The organism is Curvibacter lanceolatus ATCC 14669, assembly GCF_000381265.1.
Taxonomy (GTDB): domain Bacteria; phylum Pseudomonadota; class Gammaproteobacteria; order Burkholderiales; family Burkholderiaceae_C; genus Curvibacter; species Curvibacter lanceolatus.
This window is the reverse complement of sequence record NZ_KB906257.1, coordinates 276299-291831: the sequence shown is the minus strand read 5'-3', so window position 1 is coordinate 291831 and position 15533 is coordinate 276299. Positions and strand designations below refer to the sequence as shown.

General features: G+C 67.6%; 16 protein-coding genes. 1 reads left to right on the top strand and 15 read right to left on the bottom strand.

What is annotated here, in order from left to right:
* Nucleotides 1-30: 30 nt before the first annotated feature.
* The 13 genes from F624_RS0111885 to F624_RS0111825 all read right to left on the bottom strand — a co-directional run bounded on the left by F624_RS0111885 (nucleotide 31) and on the right by F624_RS0111825 (nucleotide 13054).
* The gene (locus F624_RS0111885; protein WP_019574529.1) at nucleotides 31-1041 is read right to left on the bottom strand and encodes a dienelactone hydrolase family protein; all 1011 of its coding nucleotides are present in this window, start codon (nucleotides 1039-1041) and stop codon (nucleotides 31-33) included.
* 56 nt (nucleotides 1042-1097) lie between these two features.
* The gene (locus tag F624_RS0111880; protein ID WP_019574528.1) at nucleotides 1098-2642 is read right to left on the bottom strand and encodes a malonate--CoA ligase; all 1545 of its coding nucleotides are present in this window, start codon (nucleotides 2640-2642) and stop codon (nucleotides 1098-1100) included.
* A 52-nt stretch (nucleotides 2643-2694) separates the two neighbouring features.
* Nucleotides 2695-3477, bottom strand: coding sequence for an enoyl-CoA hydratase/isomerase family protein (locus F624_RS0111875; RefSeq protein ID WP_019574527.1), 783 nt, complete (start codon nucleotides 3475-3477; stop codon nucleotides 2695-2697).
* Nucleotides 3478-3507: 30 nt separating this feature from the next.
* The gene (locus F624_RS0111870) at nucleotides 3508-4503 is read right to left on the bottom strand and encodes a Bug family tripartite tricarboxylate transporter substrate binding protein (protein ID WP_019574526.1); all 996 of its coding nucleotides are present in this window, start codon (nucleotides 4501-4503) and stop codon (nucleotides 3508-3510) included.
* A 122-nt stretch (nucleotides 4504-4625) separates the two neighbouring features.
* A complete protein-coding gene (locus tag F624_RS0111865; RefSeq protein ID WP_019574525.1) occupies nucleotides 4626-6137 on the bottom strand; it encodes a malonyl-CoA decarboxylase in 1512 nt (503 codons plus the stop codon).
* A complete protein-coding gene (locus F624_RS0111860) occupies nucleotides 6134-6802 on the bottom strand; it encodes a GntR family transcriptional regulator (protein ID WP_019574524.1) in 669 nt (222 codons plus the stop codon). The genes F624_RS0111865 and F624_RS0111860 overlap by 4 nt, the downstream gene beginning before the upstream one ends.
* Before the next feature lie 278 nt (nucleotides 6803-7080).
* Nucleotides 7081-7908: a prolipoprotein diacylglyceryl transferase gene (gene lgt, locus F624_RS0111855; protein ID WP_019574523.1), complete on the bottom strand. Its 828-nt coding sequence runs from the start codon at nucleotides 7906-7908 to the stop codon at nucleotides 7081-7083.
* Nucleotides 7909-7987: 79 nt separating this feature from the next.
* Nucleotides 7988-8467 (bottom strand): hypothetical protein, encoded by a 480-nt coding sequence (locus F624_RS0111850; RefSeq protein WP_019574522.1) that lies wholly within the window; start codon nucleotides 8465-8467, stop codon nucleotides 7988-7990.
* Nucleotides 8464-9312 (bottom strand): FAD:protein FMN transferase, encoded by an 849-nt coding sequence (locus F624_RS0111845; RefSeq protein WP_019574521.1) that lies wholly within the window; start codon nucleotides 9310-9312, stop codon nucleotides 8464-8466. Before F624_RS0111845 ends, F624_RS0111850 begins: the two co-directional genes overlap by 4 nt.
* A gap of 1 nt (nucleotide 9313) precedes the next feature.
* Nucleotides 9314-9868 carry an FMN-binding protein gene (locus F624_RS0111840; protein ID WP_019574520.1) on the bottom strand — a complete coding sequence of 185 codons (555 nt, stop codon included), beginning with the start codon at nucleotides 9866-9868 and terminating at the stop codon, nucleotides 9314-9316.
* Nucleotides 9869-9932: 64 nt separating this feature from the next.
* The gene (locus tag F624_RS0111835) at nucleotides 9933-11309 is read right to left on the bottom strand and encodes a hypothetical protein (RefSeq protein WP_019574519.1); all 1377 of its coding nucleotides are present in this window, start codon (nucleotides 11307-11309) and stop codon (nucleotides 9933-9935) included.
* A 38-nt stretch (nucleotides 11310-11347) separates the two neighbouring features.
* Nucleotides 11348-12583 (bottom strand): cytochrome-c peroxidase, encoded by a 1236-nt coding sequence (locus F624_RS0111830; RefSeq protein WP_245573613.1) that lies wholly within the window; start codon nucleotides 12581-12583, stop codon nucleotides 11348-11350.
* 228 nt (nucleotides 12584-12811) lie between these two features.
* Nucleotides 12812-13054 carry a TIGR04438 family Trp-rich protein gene (locus F624_RS0111825; protein ID WP_019574517.1) on the bottom strand — a complete coding sequence of 81 codons (243 nt, stop codon included), beginning with the start codon at nucleotides 13052-13054 and terminating at the stop codon, nucleotides 12812-12814.
* Between the two features lie 108 nt (nucleotides 13055-13162).
* Between F624_RS0111825 and F624_RS0111820 the strand changes: the two genes are divergently transcribed.
* Nucleotides 13163-13468: a c-type cytochrome gene (locus F624_RS0111820; RefSeq protein ID WP_019574516.1), complete on the top strand. Its 306-nt coding sequence runs from the start codon at nucleotides 13163-13165 to the stop codon at nucleotides 13466-13468.
* An 11-nt stretch (nucleotides 13469-13479) separates the two neighbouring features.
* Here the strand turns inward: F624_RS0111820 and F624_RS0111815 are convergent, their stop codons facing one another.
* Together F624_RS0111815 and F624_RS0111810 are read right to left on the bottom strand one after the other, a co-directional pair.
* The gene (locus F624_RS0111815) at nucleotides 13480-14238 is read right to left on the bottom strand and encodes a polysaccharide deacetylase family protein (RefSeq protein ID WP_019574515.1); all 759 of its coding nucleotides are present in this window, start codon (nucleotides 14236-14238) and stop codon (nucleotides 13480-13482) included.
* On the bottom strand, nucleotides 14235-15524 hold the full coding sequence (locus tag F624_RS0111810; RefSeq protein ID WP_157443430.1) for a hypothetical protein: 1290 nt from the start codon (nucleotides 15522-15524) through the stop codon (nucleotides 14235-14237). Before F624_RS0111810 ends, F624_RS0111815 begins: the two co-directional genes overlap by 4 nt.
* Between the last annotated feature and the right edge of the window lie 9 nt (nucleotides 15525-15533).

Sequence of the window (15533 nt, the reverse complement as noted above, 5' to 3'; positions counted from 1 at the left end):
AAGAAAAACGGGCTCCTCGGAGCCCGTTTCTCATGGTGCCGGCAATTTGAACAAGGCCTGCAGGGTCTGGGCCACCGAGGCCCGGGCCTGCTCGGTCGCCGCCGGGTCGTGCCCGACGTAGGGGTCGCGCTGCACGCAGGCATCCTGGTAGCTGAACACCTGACCGGTGGCCTGGTTGACCAAGCGCCCCGGAGCCTCTTCGCGGATGCTGCAGGCCCGCACCGTCTGCGAGCCCTTGGCCTGAACCGCCGGCTGCGGGGCCAGCGGCGAATCAAAGCCGTGGTGAGCCCCTTCGTACAGGCTGATCTGCACGTCCTGCCCCGCCTTCTGCAAGCGCTCGACATACGCCCGACAGGGCGCCGCGGGGTTGTAGTCATCGGCCAGGCCGTGGTGGATGCGCACCGGGGCATCGAGCTGAGTGTCGCCCTGGTATTGGGTCATGCAGTCGGGGTAGAACGGGATGTAGGCGGCATAGCGGATGCCGCTGCGGTTCCAGGCCTCATGAAAGCGCTTCAGGCTGGCAAACAGCGTGGCCTGGCCGCCGCGCGAGAAGCCCATCAACACCACCCGCTGCGGATCGATGCGCGGGTGCCTGGCGAGCAACTCCAGCGCCCGGTAGGCATCCAGCGACAGGTTGAGGCGACCCAACTGGGCCTGATTGGCCCCGGTGGTGGTGATGCCGCGACCGGTGAACCCATCGATGGCCAGGGTGGCCATGCCCATGGCGTTCAGGTCACGTGCCCACAGCTCGCCGTTGGCCCCCATGCCGCTGGAACCATGCACCAGCACCACGGCGGGCTGGCGGCCCGGCACATCGGCCAGGCGCAACTCGGCCCCCACCGTGACGGGCTGGCCTGCTGAAGCGTTGCCAGTCAGAAAGTCGGCATCGCTGAGGGTGAGGCTGGGCAGCGCATGAAGCTCCACCCGCGACGGCAGGGTCTTGGGATCGGGCATGGGGCCCACCGCCTGGGCCGCCGTGGCCCACCACAGAACCCCCAGCAGGGCCAGGCAGGGCCGCAGCCCCTTCGAGAAAAGCCTCATGAAAATTCTCCTTCAGTGGGGTCGTGGGATCGTGGGTTGACCGGGGCAGCCCCCCATCAGGCGAACAAGGTCTTGTACTGGTCGCGCAGCAGGTTCTTCTGCACCTTGCCCATGGTGTTGCGCGGCAGTTCGGCCACCACATAGCACTGCTTGGGGATCTTGAAGTTGGCCAGCTGGCCCTTCAGCGTGGCAATCACCTGGGCCGCCTCGACCGTGGCGCTGGGCTTGGCAATCACCACAGCCACGCCCACCTCGCCAAAGTCGGGGTGGGGCACGCCCACCAGGGCGCTCTCGGCCACGCCGGGCATCTCGTTGATGTAGCTCTCGATCTCGGCCGGGTAGACGTTGTAGCCGCCGCTGATGATCAGGTCCTTGGCGCGGCCCACGATGGTGACGTAGCCACGCTCATCCACCTTGCCCACGTCGCCGGTCTTGAAGTAGCCGTCGGCGGTGAACTCTTCGGCCGTCTTTTCGGGCATGCGCCAGTAGCCCTTGAACACGTTGGGCCCCTTGACCTGGATGCCCCCGATCTCGCCCACGGGCAAGGCAGCCCCCTCGTCCGACTGCACGCGCAGCGACACCCCGGGCAGGGGGAAGCCCACGGTGCCGCCACGGCGCTCGGCCTGGCCGCCATGGCGCGCGTCGGCCACGTAGGGGTTGGAGGTCAGCATGATGGTCTCGCTCATGCCGTAGCGCTCCAGGATGGTGTGGCCGGTGCGGTCCTGCCACTCCTTGAAGGTTTCGATCAGCAAGGGGGCCGAGCCGGCGATGAACAGGCGCATGTGTGACGCCGCCTCACGCGTGAGGCCGGGGTCGGCCAGCAGGCGCACATACAGCGTGGGCACACCCATGAACACCGTGGCCTCGGGCATCTTGCGGATCACCAGCTTGGGGTCGAACTTGGCCAGCCAGATCATCTTGCTGCCGTTGATGAGCGCGCCGTGGATGGCCACAAACAGGCCGTGCACGTGGAAGATGGGCAGCGCATGGATCAGCACATCACCGGGCTGCCAGCCCCAGTAGTCCTTGAGCATCACGGCGTTGCTCAGCATGTTGCCGTGGCTCAGCATGGCCCCCTTGCTGCGCCCGGTGGTACCGCTGGTGTAGAGGATGGCGGCCAGGTCGTCGGCCGCACAAGGCGCCACCTCATGCTGGTCCCCAAAATGAGCCGCCCGCTCCAGCAGCGAGCCGGTGCGGTCGTCGTTGAGGGTGAAGACGTGCGCCGTGCCGGCCTTGAAGGCGATCTTGCTGACCCAGCCGAAGTTGGCAGCGCTGCACACCACCACTGCGGGCTCGGCATTGCCGATGAAGTACTCGATCTCGGCGCTCTGGTAGGCCGTGTTCAGCGGCAGAAACACATAGCCCGCGCGCAGCGTGGCCAGGTACAGCACCATGGCCTCGACCGATTTCTCGACCTGCACCGCCACCCGCGCGCCAGCCGGCAGCTTCAGCGAAGCCAGCAGGTTGGCCATGCGGGCCGTGGCGTGGTCCAGGTCGCGCCAGGTGTAGAAAAGGCCGTTGTCGGTCTCCACCGCCGTGGCGTCCAGATCAGCGGGAAACTGCGCCCGCAGGGCTGCAAACAGGTTCTGGTTCGTCGTCATGATGAAAGCAAGAGAGAAAGAGATGAGGGATGGGAAAGTGGGCCGGCAGGCCTCAGAAGGCGGGCGTGCGTTTGGCCAGGAAGGCGGCAATGCCCTCGCGGTGCTCGGCGCTGTCGGCATAGGCGTAGGCCTGGTCCAGCAGGGTCTCGGGCAGGGCCGAGACCAGCGCGCGCAAGGTTTGTTTGTTGAGTCGGGCGGCCTGGGGCGCCAGGGTGGCGATGCGGGCCGCGCTGTGGCGGGCGTCAGAGCCCACCTGATCGTCGGGCAGCAGCCGGGTCAGAAAGCCCCGCGCCAGCAGCGTGGGGGCATCGAGCGTGGCGGCCTCCAGCAGCATCTGGCGCACCGAGAGTTCCCCCGCCGCTGCCCGCACCAAGGCCACCTCGCGCGGGGCCATGGGGAAGCCCAGGCGGGCGATCGGCGCGCCAAAACGGGCCGACTGCCCGGCCAGCCGCAGGTCGCAGGTGCTGGCCAGCTCCACCCCGGCGCCCATGCAGGCGCCCTCGATGCAGGCAATCAGCGGCACATCGCAGGCCAGCATGGCCGACAGGCCGCCCCACACCTCCACCTCATGGAAGTGCCGCAGGGCCGCCTCGTCGAAGCGGAAGTCGGGGTACTCGGAAATGTCACCACCGGCGCAGAAATGCCCGCCCTCGCCGCGCAGCACAATGCAGCGCACGTCATCGCGCGCCTGCAGGTCAACAAAGGCCTGGCGCAGCTGATGCCACATGGGGCGTGACATGGCGTTGAGCTTGCCCGGGTTGGACAGCATCACCTGCACCACCCCGGGCAGGGCCTCTCCCTCAAAGCCCGGCTCGACCCGTACCTGTGCTGACATGCATTGACCTTTCTGGATGGGATTGTGTTGTCAATCGAGCTTGGCGCCGGAGGCCTTGACCACCGCCGCCCAGCGTTTGATTTCGCCGTTCACGAAAGCCCCGAATTGCTGCGGGGTGCTGGCCGTGAATTCGGCGCCATTTTGGGCCCAGGCGGCCTTGATTTCTTCAGACTGCCCCAACACGCGCACCTGCTCGACGATCTGGGCCTGCAGATCGGCCGGGGTGCCCTTGGGCGCCCACAGGCCATACCAGGTGGTGACGGTGTAGTCGGGCAGGCCCAGTTCGGCCGCGCAGGGCACGTCGGGGAAGGCCGGGTTGCGCTTGGCGCCCGACACCATCAAGGCCTTGATGCGCCCGCCCTTGATGTGCGTAGCCGATGAGCCCAGGCCATCGAACACCATGTCGACGTTGCCGGCCATCAGGTCCTGCAGGGCCGGACCGGCCCCCCGGTAGGGGATGTGGGTGATGAAGGTGCGGGTCTGGAGCTTGAACAGCTCACCGGCCAGGTGGTGCGAGGTGCCGCCGCCCGCCGAGCCGAAGTTGAATTGCCCCGGCGCCGCCCGCACCGCGGCCAGGAAGGCCTTGAAATCGCCCGGCACCTTCTTGGGGTTGACCACCAGCACCTGCGGCACGTTGGCCAGCATGGCCAGGGGGATGAAGTCTTTTTCGAGGTCGTAATCGAGCTTGGGGTAGACCGAGGGCGCGATCGCGTGGTGCACGCCCCCCATGAACAGGTTGTAGCCATCGGGTGCGGCCCGGGCCGCGATGCCCGCCCCCAGCGTGCCCCCGGCGCCGCCGCGGTTGTCCACGATGAGCTGCTTGCCCGTCTGCTTGGAGAACGCGGCCGACAGCGGCCGGGCGAAGGCGTCGGTGCCCCCGCCGGCCGGAAACGGCACCACCATGTTGACGGGCTTGGCCGGCCAGGCGCTTTGCGCCCAGGCCTGGCCCAGCCCAGCCAGCGGGCCCAGGGCAGCCGTGCTGCCCAGAAGGGATGCGGTGCGCAACAAGGCGCGGCGTTGGAACATCGGGTTCATGCTTGTCTGTCTCCTGTCGTGATGGGTTCGGGCGGCCTTCGAAGTGCCGCCCCGGCTCGGTGATTGCCCGGCCTGGGCCCCTGCCCTCGAGAGGGCTGGGGCCCAGGCCGTCTTCAGGGCTTGAGCAGGCCCTCGATCTCGGCGGCCATGGGGATGCGCCCCTGGGCCAGTTGGGCCCGGTGCTTGTCCAGGCGTTTGAGGTCGTACAGGTAGTTGACCATCAGGCCATACGACTGCTTGAGCCCCTTGGGCGAAGGGTCGCCAGCCCAGTTCAGCCGCTCCACCCGGGCGCCATTGCCCAGGTGGAAGCGCGCCACCGGGTCCAGCGGCTTGCCGTCCTGCCACTCGGCGCCCAGGTACTGGGCGGCACAGCGCAGCAGAAACTGGCGCAGCGGCGACTTGGCGTCCAGGGCCAACGGTTTGTCCAGGGCGCCCAGCACATGCTCGGTGCTGGGCGGCTCGAAGCTGACGGCGCGGCCCAGCTCGCGCAGGGCACGCTCGTCCAGGCGCTCCAACTGAGCCGCCAGGTGGCGCTGTAGCCAGGGCCGCAGGCCCGGGATGGGCGACAGGGTGGCAAAGGTCTTGAGCTTGGGGAACTCTTCCTTCAAGGTATCGACCACGCGCTTGATCAACGAGTCGCCAAAACTCACACCGCGCAAGCCGACCTGGGTGTTGCTGATCGAGTAGAAGATCGCGGTGGTGGCTTTTTGCAGGTCGGCCGCCGCGGCCGACTCGTCGAGCAGGGGCACGATGTCGCTGGCCATGTCATCGAGCAGGGCCACCTCGATGAAGATCAGCGGCACCTCGGGCAGGCGCGGGTGGAAGAAGCCATAGCAGCGGCGGTCGCTGTCCAGGCGGTTCTTCACATCAGACCAGCTCTTGATGTCGTGCACGGCCTCGTACTGGATCAGCTTCTCGATCAGGGAGGCCGGCGAATCCCAACTGATGCGGCGCAGGTCCAGGAACCCGACATCGAACCAGGTGGAGAACATGTACTCCATCTCGACATCCAGGGCCTGCAGGCGCCGGTCGGCCTTGAGATGGGGCTGCAGCTCGGCGCGCAGATCGACCAGGAACTGCACCCCGCCCGGGTACACGCTGAAGCGCTGCAGCAGGCGCCGGCGCGGCGACACGGTGGCGCGGCGGTAATGCACCTCGGCCACGGCCTCGTCCGGGGTGCCCACGGCGGCGGCAAAACGGGCCTGGGCCTCGCGCGCCTTGTCGGCGTCGGCCACGAACATCTCGCTCATCAGCAGCCACAGGTCACGCCGGCGCGCCGGCGTGGCCCCCTCGTACCAGACGGCCAGGGCCGCGGCGCGGCGCCCGCCCTCGACCTCGCTGACGCGCGGGTCGATGATGCCGCGCAGCTCGTCGAGCGCCCGCCGCAGCATGCGCGGCGACAGCGCCTCCTCACCCTGGCGCAGGGTGGCCTCCAGGCGCTCGCGGGTGCTGCGCTGGGGCGGCTTGCCGCGCGGGCTGGGCGCGGGGGCGCTGCCGGGGCCACGCAAGGGGGTGGCAGCAGCTTCGCTTTTGACCGGGGCGCCCGCAGCCGCCTCGTCCTTGGCCAGGGCGGCAGGCAGCAGTTTGGAGACGCGGCGGCTGATCCAGGTGGTGGTGGCGTTCATGCGAGGAGTCGGCTGGGTTGTTGACGGGCCAGGTCACGCAGCGCCTCACGCTGACGCAACAGATGGGTGCGCATGGCGGCCTCGGCCCCTTCGGCATCGCGTGCCTTGAGGGCCGCCAGCACCGCCAGATGCTCGGACAGGCTCTGCCCGATGCGCCCCGGGGCCTGCAAGGACTGCAGGCGGGCCAGGCGCAGGATCTTGCGCAGGTCGGCAATCGTCTGCGCCAACCAGCGGTTGTCGGCCAGGCGGATGATGGCCTCGTGGATCTGGTAGTTGACCTGGTAGTACTCGGTCAGCTGCTGGGCCTGGGCGCAGGCCTGCAGTTGATCGTGCAAGACCGCGAGCGTGGCCAGGTCGGCATCGTTGACATGGCGGGCCGCCTCGTAGGCGCAGCGCCCTTCCAGCAAGGCGATGAGCGGAAAGATCTCGTCCAGATCGCGCTCGGTCACCTCGTTGACGAAACAGCCCCGGCGCGGCTCGTGGCGCAGCAGCCCCTCGGCACTCAGCACCTTCAAGGCTTCACGCAAAGGGGTGCGCGAGATGGACAGGCGCTCGCACAGGGCCACCTCGTCCAGGAACATGCCGGGCGCCAGCTCACCGTTGAAGATGCGCTCACGCAACTGATTGGCCACCTCGCTGTGCAGGGAGTTGGGCTTCAGGCGCATGACCGCTCCGCTGAGGTGCACTCTGGGCACCCCAGACTGCAGAGCACCGGGCCACAGCCAGCATGGCAAAAGGTTGGGGCGCTGTAATTTTTCATAATTACAGCTAATTATTTTGATTTGAGCGCCCAAGACAAGCACTCAGCCCTCGGTGTTTACCCCCGAAGTCGGGCCGAAATACAGGGTGGAGAGAGCAGAGCCAGCCCGAGAAAAGCCCGTGTTCGGGGAGACGCCGGCCAGGCCGGCCCAGGGGCAGCAGCGCCCCAGGGCCTGCGGCCTGCTCAGTGGGCGCGAGCGCCTGGCAGGGGCTGGCCCTGGGCCCAGCGCCACATCAGGACGCCACCCAGCACCATGGGCACGCACAGCCACTGGCCCATGCTCATGCCCATGGACAGCAGGCCCAGGAAGGCATCGGGCTCGCGGAAGTACTCGGCCGTGAAGCGCAGCACGCCATAGCCCAGCAAGAAGGCGGCCGACACCTCACCCAGGCGACGGGGCTTGCGCGCATAGAGCCACAGCAGCACGAACAGCAGCAGCCCTTCGAGCAGCATCTGATAGACCTGCGAGGGGTGGCGCGGCAGCATCGAGCCTGACTGCGGAAACACCATGCCCCAGGGCAGGTCGGGCGGGCTGAAGCGCCCCCACAGTTCGCCATTGATGAAGTTGCCCACGCGCCCGGCCGCGAGCCCGGTGGGCACGCAAGGGGCCACAAAGTCGGTCACCTGCAGCCAGGGCCGGTGATGCGCCCGGGCAAACCACACCAGGGCCACGATCACGCCCAGCAGGCCGCCGTGAAAGCTCATGCCCCCGGTCCAGATCTGCACGATCTCCAGCGGGTGGCTCAGGTAATGCAGGGGCTTGTAGAAAAAGCAGTAGCCCAGGCGCCCGCCCAGCACCACGCCCAGCACGCCGTAGAACAGGATGTCCTCGACATCGCGCCGGCTCCAGGCCTGCGGGCCTTGCAATGAGGCGTAGGGCTGGTGCTTGAGGCGTTGGATGCCCAGCAGCATGAACAGGCCAAAGGCGGCCAGGTAGGTCAGGCCGTACCAGTGCACGGACAAGGGCCCCAGCTGCAGGGCCACGGGGTTGAATTGCGGGTAGATCAGCATGCGCGAGATTGTGCCTTCAGAACGTGAAGCGCCGGTGGCAGTGGCCGATGCCCCCTGCCCTGCCCTGCGCTACCTGCCTTCAACGCCCCAGCCAGCGGTGGTACAGGCCGTGCCCCAAGGCCAGCAGCGGCCACAGCAGGCCTGGCCACCAATGCAGGGCCACCAGGGCCTCGCGCCAGTCGGCCGGCCCGTACAGCAGGCCCAGGCCGGCCAGCGCCACCCAGGCCCCCAGGGCGGCTGTGGCCAAGCCCAGCCACCAGGCCCCACGGGCGCCCTTGCGCCCCCACATCTGCAGGGCATGGGGCCCCAACCAGCGCCCGGCCAAGGCACACACGGCCCACACCAGCACGCCGTGCAGCACCTGGGCCGCACGGTGGGCCTGGTTTTGCCAGGGCGGTGTGTCGGGTGACCATTCGCCGCCCCAGGCCCACAAGGCCATGCCGCTGAGCCACAGCCCCAGCAGCAGCAGGACCAGGGCCCCGATGCCACGGCGGCTCCAGCCGGCCCGCCAGCGTGGCGGGCGGTGGGCCCCATGATGAGGGTGGTGGCGCCGGTTCATGCCAGCCACACCCGCGCCCGGTGGGCGCGCAACACCCGCGCCAGCCGCCCCTGCGGCGCGCCGGCCGGGCACTGCAGCACCCATTTGGTCAAGGCGTCGGCGCTCACGCAGTCCGGCGCCATGACGGTACAGGCCTTGGGCTGCAACACAGGCCGCCCTCGGATGCCCGGTCGGGTGCGCCCGGTGCGCACCCAGTCAGCGCGTTGCGGCCCGCTCACGGACGAGGCCAGGGCCGCGCCGCGCAGGCCGCGCAGACCCGGCTGGCGCCGGGTGCGGGTGGGGGCTTCTGGCAGGCGCAATTCGATCGGCCAGGGCGTGGGGCCATAGGCCCGCAGATCGCCGCCGGCATTGACCAGAGCGCCGGGCACACCATGCTGGCGCAACACGGTCAGGGCGCAGTCCACCGCGTAACCTTTGGCGATACCGCCCAAATCCAGCGGCAGCGCACCGTCCAGGCGCACCGTGTGGGGCGCCTCCCAGCTCAGCCCGCTCCAGCTCGCCAGGGCCTGGCCCAAGGCCGGCACCAGCGCGGGCCGCAGCCCGCTTCGGGCCAGCTCGGCGCCGGCCTGCAAGGGGTCGAATGCCCCTGCGCTCTGGCGCTGCCAATAGTGGGCCAGCACCAGCACGCGGGCGGTGTGCGGATGAAGTTCCACCAGATCGCCGGCACGCGCGCCGGCCAGCCGATGCAGATCGCTGCCGGGCTGGTGGGCGCTCATGAGGCGGTCGATCAGCGCCACCGCCTCGAAGGCCTGGGCCATGGCCTGCTCGGCGCGGGCGGGGTTCTCGTCGCGCAGGCGCAGCATCACCAGGGTGCCCAGCAGGGGGCGGGCGCGTTGGTGCAGCAAGTCAGCGGCCCTCGCGCGCCTTGACCAGGCCCTGCACCAGGGCGCTGAGGCGCTGCACGCCTTCGGTCACGTGCTGGCAGGACAAGGTGGCCCCTGAGATATTGCGGATGTCGTCGCCGAAACGGATTTGCGAAGGCCCTTTGCGGCCTTCAAACTGGCGCCGCCAGGCCGGGGTGCGGATTTCGGCCCCATGCGACTCGCGGTAGACCAGCACCTCCACCCCACTGACCTGCCCCTGGGCGTTGAAGCCCGCGGCATAGTCGATCAGCTCGTACTTGCCCACCACGCGGTCCAGCAGCACCCAGCCCTGAAAAGCCTCACCGGTGCGCGCCAGCCAGGCCTTGGGTGCGTAGCCGGCCGGCACCCCCAGCCCGGCGGCCTTGAGCGCGGCCACGTCGGGCTCCAGGGCCTGCTCCACGAACTCGCTGGCCTGCGGCAGCAGGGCACGCTGAGCCTGCTCCAGGCTCAGGAAGCTGGCGGCAAAGGCCTGCGCGGTCCACACCAGGGGCGGTGCGCCGAGCGCGAGTTTCTGCAGGGTTTGACGCCGGGTGATCATGGTGCGGGGCTTTCAGCCAGAGCTTGAGACAAGGGGCCTGATGTTAGCGAATCGCAGTGCCCGATCAGAAGTGGAAGCCCACGCCCAGGTTGAACATGTCCAGCGATTTGTCGCTGAGGTAGCGCTGGAAATCGGCCTTGAGCACCACCTGCGGGTTCAGGTAGAAGCTGGTGCCCACGGTCATCACCCGCACATCGGGCAGGATGGAGGGCGACAGGCCCACCGGCAGACCGGTGTAGGCGCTGGCCGTGTTCAGGCGCTCGTAGCGTGCGAAGGGCACGGCGGCGTATTCGCCCTGGCTCCAGACCCGGTAGGCGGCCTGGGCATACCAGCCCCCGAAGCGGCTGGGCACCGGGGTGGCCTGGCCGGCAAAGGTGGCGTTGAGCGACGAGATGTCGCTGAAGCGGCCCTGGACGGCCAGGGCCGACAGGTCCCAGCGGCCCGGTTGCCAGCGGGTGTGCAACTCAGCCAGTGTGAGCGAGGCGTTCGGGGCGGCGAAGCTGGTCTGCTTCTGACCCACACCGCCATTGAACACGCTGCCGCCGACATTGAAGCCCGGAATGCCGTTGTAGTTGAGCGCGCCATAGAAGGCGGCGTTGCGGGCCTTGGCCAGTTGCCCTTCCTGGTGGATGGCGCCCAATGGAGAATCACGCCCCTCGCTGCTGGTGGCATCCCACTTGGTGAGGTCGAAGCTGGTGACCATGCCCGCATCCCAGCGCAGACCACCGGCCGTGGTGCCGCGCAGGCCCAGACCCATCTCGCGCCAGGTGCTGGGGATGATGGCCGTCTCGACCAGATTGCGGTTCACGCCGAAGTAGCGCGTGGGTTCGTGGCTTTCGTTGAGGTAGCCCACCGGCATCAGGAACAGGCCGGCCTTGGCCGACAGGCTGTCGCTCAGGTCGTGCTCGATGTACATCTGCTCGAACTCGACCTCGCCCTGGTCAGAGGCCGAGACCACGGCGTTCTCCACCTCGAGCTCGGCCGCCATGCGGGTGCGCTCATTGAAGCGGTAGGCAAAGCCCAGCACCCCGCGGCGCAGCGTGGCGGTGGCGCCCGAGGCGTTGTTGCGCGGGCGGCTGTAGTTCATCTCGGCGTAGCCGAAGAAGCTCAGCGGGTTGTCCACGCCACGCGCGGGCTCAGCGGCCGGGGCGGCGCTGGCGGCGGCATTGGCCGTACCCTGGGTGGCCGGCGTGCCACCGTAGCCGGCCCAGGCGCCAGCACCCGCAGGTGCCGCGCCCTGCCCTGGCTGGGCCTGTTGCTGTTTGACGCTGTCGAGCTCGGCACGCACCTGCTTGAGCTCTTCGCGCAGCTGGCGCAGCTCGGCCAGCACATCGGGCAAGGCCGCCGGGGCGGCGCTTTGCGCCTGCGCGGTGCCGGTCAGCACCAGGGTGGCCAGCGCCAGAGCGCTGAAACGGAAAACGGCGAAGCGGTGGTGGTTCATGGGGCGTCTCGTCAATTGAAATGGGGGGCGTTCAGATCTCAGGGCTTGTAGCCATCGCTCAGGGTGCGCAAAAACGCCACCAGGTCCTGGATCTCAGACTCATTGAGGGCCGGTTCGCCGCCCAACTGGCGGTTGTAGGGCACCTCGGTGGTGTTCACATTGCCCCGCAGGGTGGGCGGCAGATCGTTGAACTTGATGGCCCGGCCGTTGGCATCGAGCGGATACCACTTCTCGGGGTTGGTGTCGCGCTGCACATAAAAGCGCACCACGTCCTCCAGCGAGCTGAACTTGCCGTTGTGGAAAAAGCGCTTGCGCTGGGCCACGTTGCGCAGGCTGGGCACCTTGAACAGGCCGCACAGATCGGTGCGGGCGCTGAGGTCGGTGCGCGAAGGGCCGCACAGGCCCAGGTCGTAGAAGGCCGGATCGGCATTGGCGGCGATCTCGGTGTTGCGCGGCACGCCCAGGCTGTCGTAGGTGAAGTCGGTGAACAAGGCGCCGGGCGCATTGGCCGGCTTGGTGCTGGGGTGGCAGGCGGCGCAGTTGCCCTTGTCGCTGCGGTTGAACCAGGCCAGGCCGCGCAGTTCGGCATCGCTCAGGGCCACCGAGCCCGCGGTGAACAGGTCGAACTTGCTGCTGAAGGGGGCGAAATCGGGGTCTTCGCGCTGGTAGCGCTCCAGCGCATAGGTCACGCGGTCAAAAGCAGCCTGGGGCTGGTCGAAGATGCCCTGCCCAAAGGCGGCCTTGAAATCGGCCGCGTAGCTGGCCTTGGCCAGCTTGGCGATGACGTCAGCCGCATTGCTGTTGGCCATTTCATTGGCACTCAGGAAAGGCCGCACCGCCTGATCCGCCAGCGAGCTGGCGCGGCCGTCCCAGGTGAAGCCCCCGGTGGGCGTGCCATCGCTGGCAAAGAAGAAGGCGGTGTTGTAGCGCAGGTAATTGAGTGCCGGCGGGGTGCGGGTGCCGGGCTGGTCCAGCGCCGGGCCCCCGGCCACCACCGCGTTGCTGAAAGGCGAGGCATGGCCCAGCGTGGCATCGTGGCAGCTGGCGCAGGACATCTTGCCCGAGGCCGACAGCGAGGGGTCGTTGAAGATCTTCTGACCCAGCGCGGCTGCCGCCGACAGACTCTCACTTCCGGTGGAGGCGGAGGACCCGCCACCGCCGCCACAGGCGGTCAGTACAAGGCCCATGCCCAGCAGAGCCAGGCCAGCCAGCCGGTGCGCCGGCCGCAAACCTGCAGCCGCGCCCACGGGCGGGCGGAAAAGGTGAAACGCCATGATCAGTCTGCCCTGCTCACCACGACCGGCGTCAGGACGAAGACCGTCGCCCACACGCCGTTGCGCCCCAATGAATCAGGTTTGTTGTTATTTGGTGAAGCGAGTTTACATGTTAATGATAACAACTCGCATTAAGGTTTACCAAACAACACGGGCTTTGTGATCACGTCGCCACAGGAGGCATCAACCCGCAGGCACGGGCTGACGCGCCCTGGCCTGGGCAGGCCCTCAGCGCCGTTTGCGAATGCCCACCCCCAGGGCGTCCTTCTGACGCTCGATGCGGTCGCGGCGGCGCTTTTCCATCTTGTCCATGGCGCGGCGCTTGGTGTAGCCCGTGGCATCGGCCCAGGCCCACCAAAGCGCGGCCAGGGCAAACGGCGCACCGATCACGTACCAGCTCCAGGTGGCGACAAAACCGACCTCCAGGTATTTGAGCAGCAACAGGATCAGGCCCAGGCCCAGAAAATACATCACGCACTCCGATGTGAGGATTGACCAACACCTGCCTCCACGACCGGAGGCAAGACCCCTACAATTCCCGAATCACAATGTAACGCAACCCACGGACACGAGACGATCATGAAGCGCACCCTGTTCACCCTTGCCGCCACCCTGGCCTTCGCAGCACCGGCCATGGCCGATCTGACCCTGGCCACCTCCAAGAACTGCATGGCCTGCCATGCGGTGGACAAAAAAGTGGTGGGCCCGGCCTACAAGGATGTGGCTGCCAAGTACGCCGGCCAGAAAGATGCCGTGGACAAGCTGAGCACCAAGATCCTCAAAGGGGGCTCTGGCGTCTGGGGGCCGGTGCCCATGCCTGCCAACACCCAAGTGAATGAGGCCGAAGCCAAGAAGCTGGCCACCTGGGTGCTGAGCCTGAAGTAACAAGCCTTTGTTCAGGCCCGCGTCGCCCGGGCCTTGAAACAGTCCACCGCCTGCCCCACGGGCAGGATGTCGCAGCCTGCCTGCCGGGCCCAGCGCAATGCCTGTGTCAACTGGGTGGGTGTACAGCCCCAGCGCACCGCGGGCGTGGCGACCGCATGGGTGTACAGGATCAACCAGCCTCCGCTGGCAGCGGTCTGTTCAATCAAAACCTGCAAGCCTGTGGCCGTCAGGCCGTCCGCATACAAGGCCTGGGCGTACAAGCCGTTCAGGTCGGCCTGCCCCTGGTGGATGCCAGGGCGCGTCAGACGCAGGGAATCAAAATGGGTTGCGGCCAGCCGTTTGGAGAGCACGCCGTAATCCCCCAACGGAAACGAGAAATGGCGGGGGGCTGGCACACCGACGTCGCGGATGAAAAAATCTGCATTGCGGCGAATTTCGGCCAGCAACTCGTCCGGACTGAGTCGCGCGCAAGGGCGGTGTGAGAAGGTGTGGCAACCCAGCTCATGCCCACCCGCGGCCAAAGACTGTAAATCAGCCACCGCATGGCACAGCTGCCCCTGCTCCAGTCGATCGGTCAGCCCCCCGGCGATGTACCACGTACCGAGTGCCCCTTCGTCTTCCAGCAATTGGCGGCCGAGGCGGCAGGCACTGACCGGAGCGTCATCGAAACTGATGCTCAGCACGCCCGGCCCCTTCCCGAGGGGCACCAGGCGGCGGGTGACCCGGCGGGCCAGCCAGCGATCGGCCCGGCGCAGCAAAGACAGGCTCATGGTCGTCGCCCCAGCCCAGCACGAGCAGCCGTACCGGCCACACTCTCGTAGGTGTATTCAAGCCCCAGCCGAAACACGTTCTGCTGGATCGCCGTGCCCCCACCCACGGTGGTGAACCGATCTCGCAGCCCCTCCGCATACAGACGCCAACCCCGGCTGATGGTGTAATTGACCGAGGCGCCCAGGCGATTGACCATGTTGTCGGCCTGAGCTGGCGATGCCCCGGGCAGGTTGGCAATCTGGTTCTGCTGGCGATCATGCGAGGCCTGCAGGCGCACACGGGTGAGTTCGCTCCAGCGCCAATCCAGTCCGACGCGCAAGCCGCTGGACAGAAAGTAGAGCGCCGAGGGGGTGCTGGAGTCGTAGATGCGACGCCCCCATTCGGCATCGATCCGGGTCAACGGTGAGGGCTGGTAGATCGCCCTGAGCGTGGCCAGTCGATGATCGAAATTGTTGTCACTCAGGCTGTCGTAGTGGCGCTGCAACAGGCCCAGGCGCCCCCCGAATTGGGTCATGGGGCTGTAAACCCAATCCACATCGACGAAGTGGAGTTGATCGGTGTAGTGGGTGTCCAGCACGGCCGCATCCGCAGAGCCCCTGTTCGGGTAGTCGACCCCGGTACGCCGCGAGCCCAGTTGCACGGCGGAACCCAGGGGAGACGTGTAACGCAGGGCCAGTTGCACGACGTGGTCGTTGCGATCCAGAAACTGGTTCTGCGGGTTCTCATGCCGCACCGAGAGACGCTCCAGCGTCAAAGGCACGGAAAGGTCTTCGGTGACTCGCAAGGCCAGCTCCGAACTGCCCACCTGTTGACGCATCAGATCTCGTCCGACCTGAACGTTGTTCTGGGGTTGGTACAGGCGTTCGTCCGTTCCGTAAGTCACCCGACCACGCCACAAGGGCGTGAGTTGCCAGTACAAGCGCGCATCGAGCTGCCGGACCTCGTGATCGAGTTGAGTCTCGTGCTGATACTGACGCTTGCCCTGGGTGGCCACCAGCTCCAGGCGGGTGCCGTCAGACCCCAGAGGGGCCATCATGGCGGCCCGCAGATCAGCCGACATCGTGCTGTCGCGCTTGTCGGGGCGACCCAGCAGGGTCTGAACATCGCTGCCCGCCGGCAAGCGCAACGGGTTGCTGTCGCTGCTCCAACTGGTATCGAGTTGCACAGCCAGTTCGACCACGGCCTGGGCCGGCAGGGCCAGGCCGCCACACACCACGCCCAGGCCCAGCCAGCGAGGCCAGCGGGCCAAGGCCCGGCAGCCGGGGATCTGAAGGACAGAGGACACGAACATGGT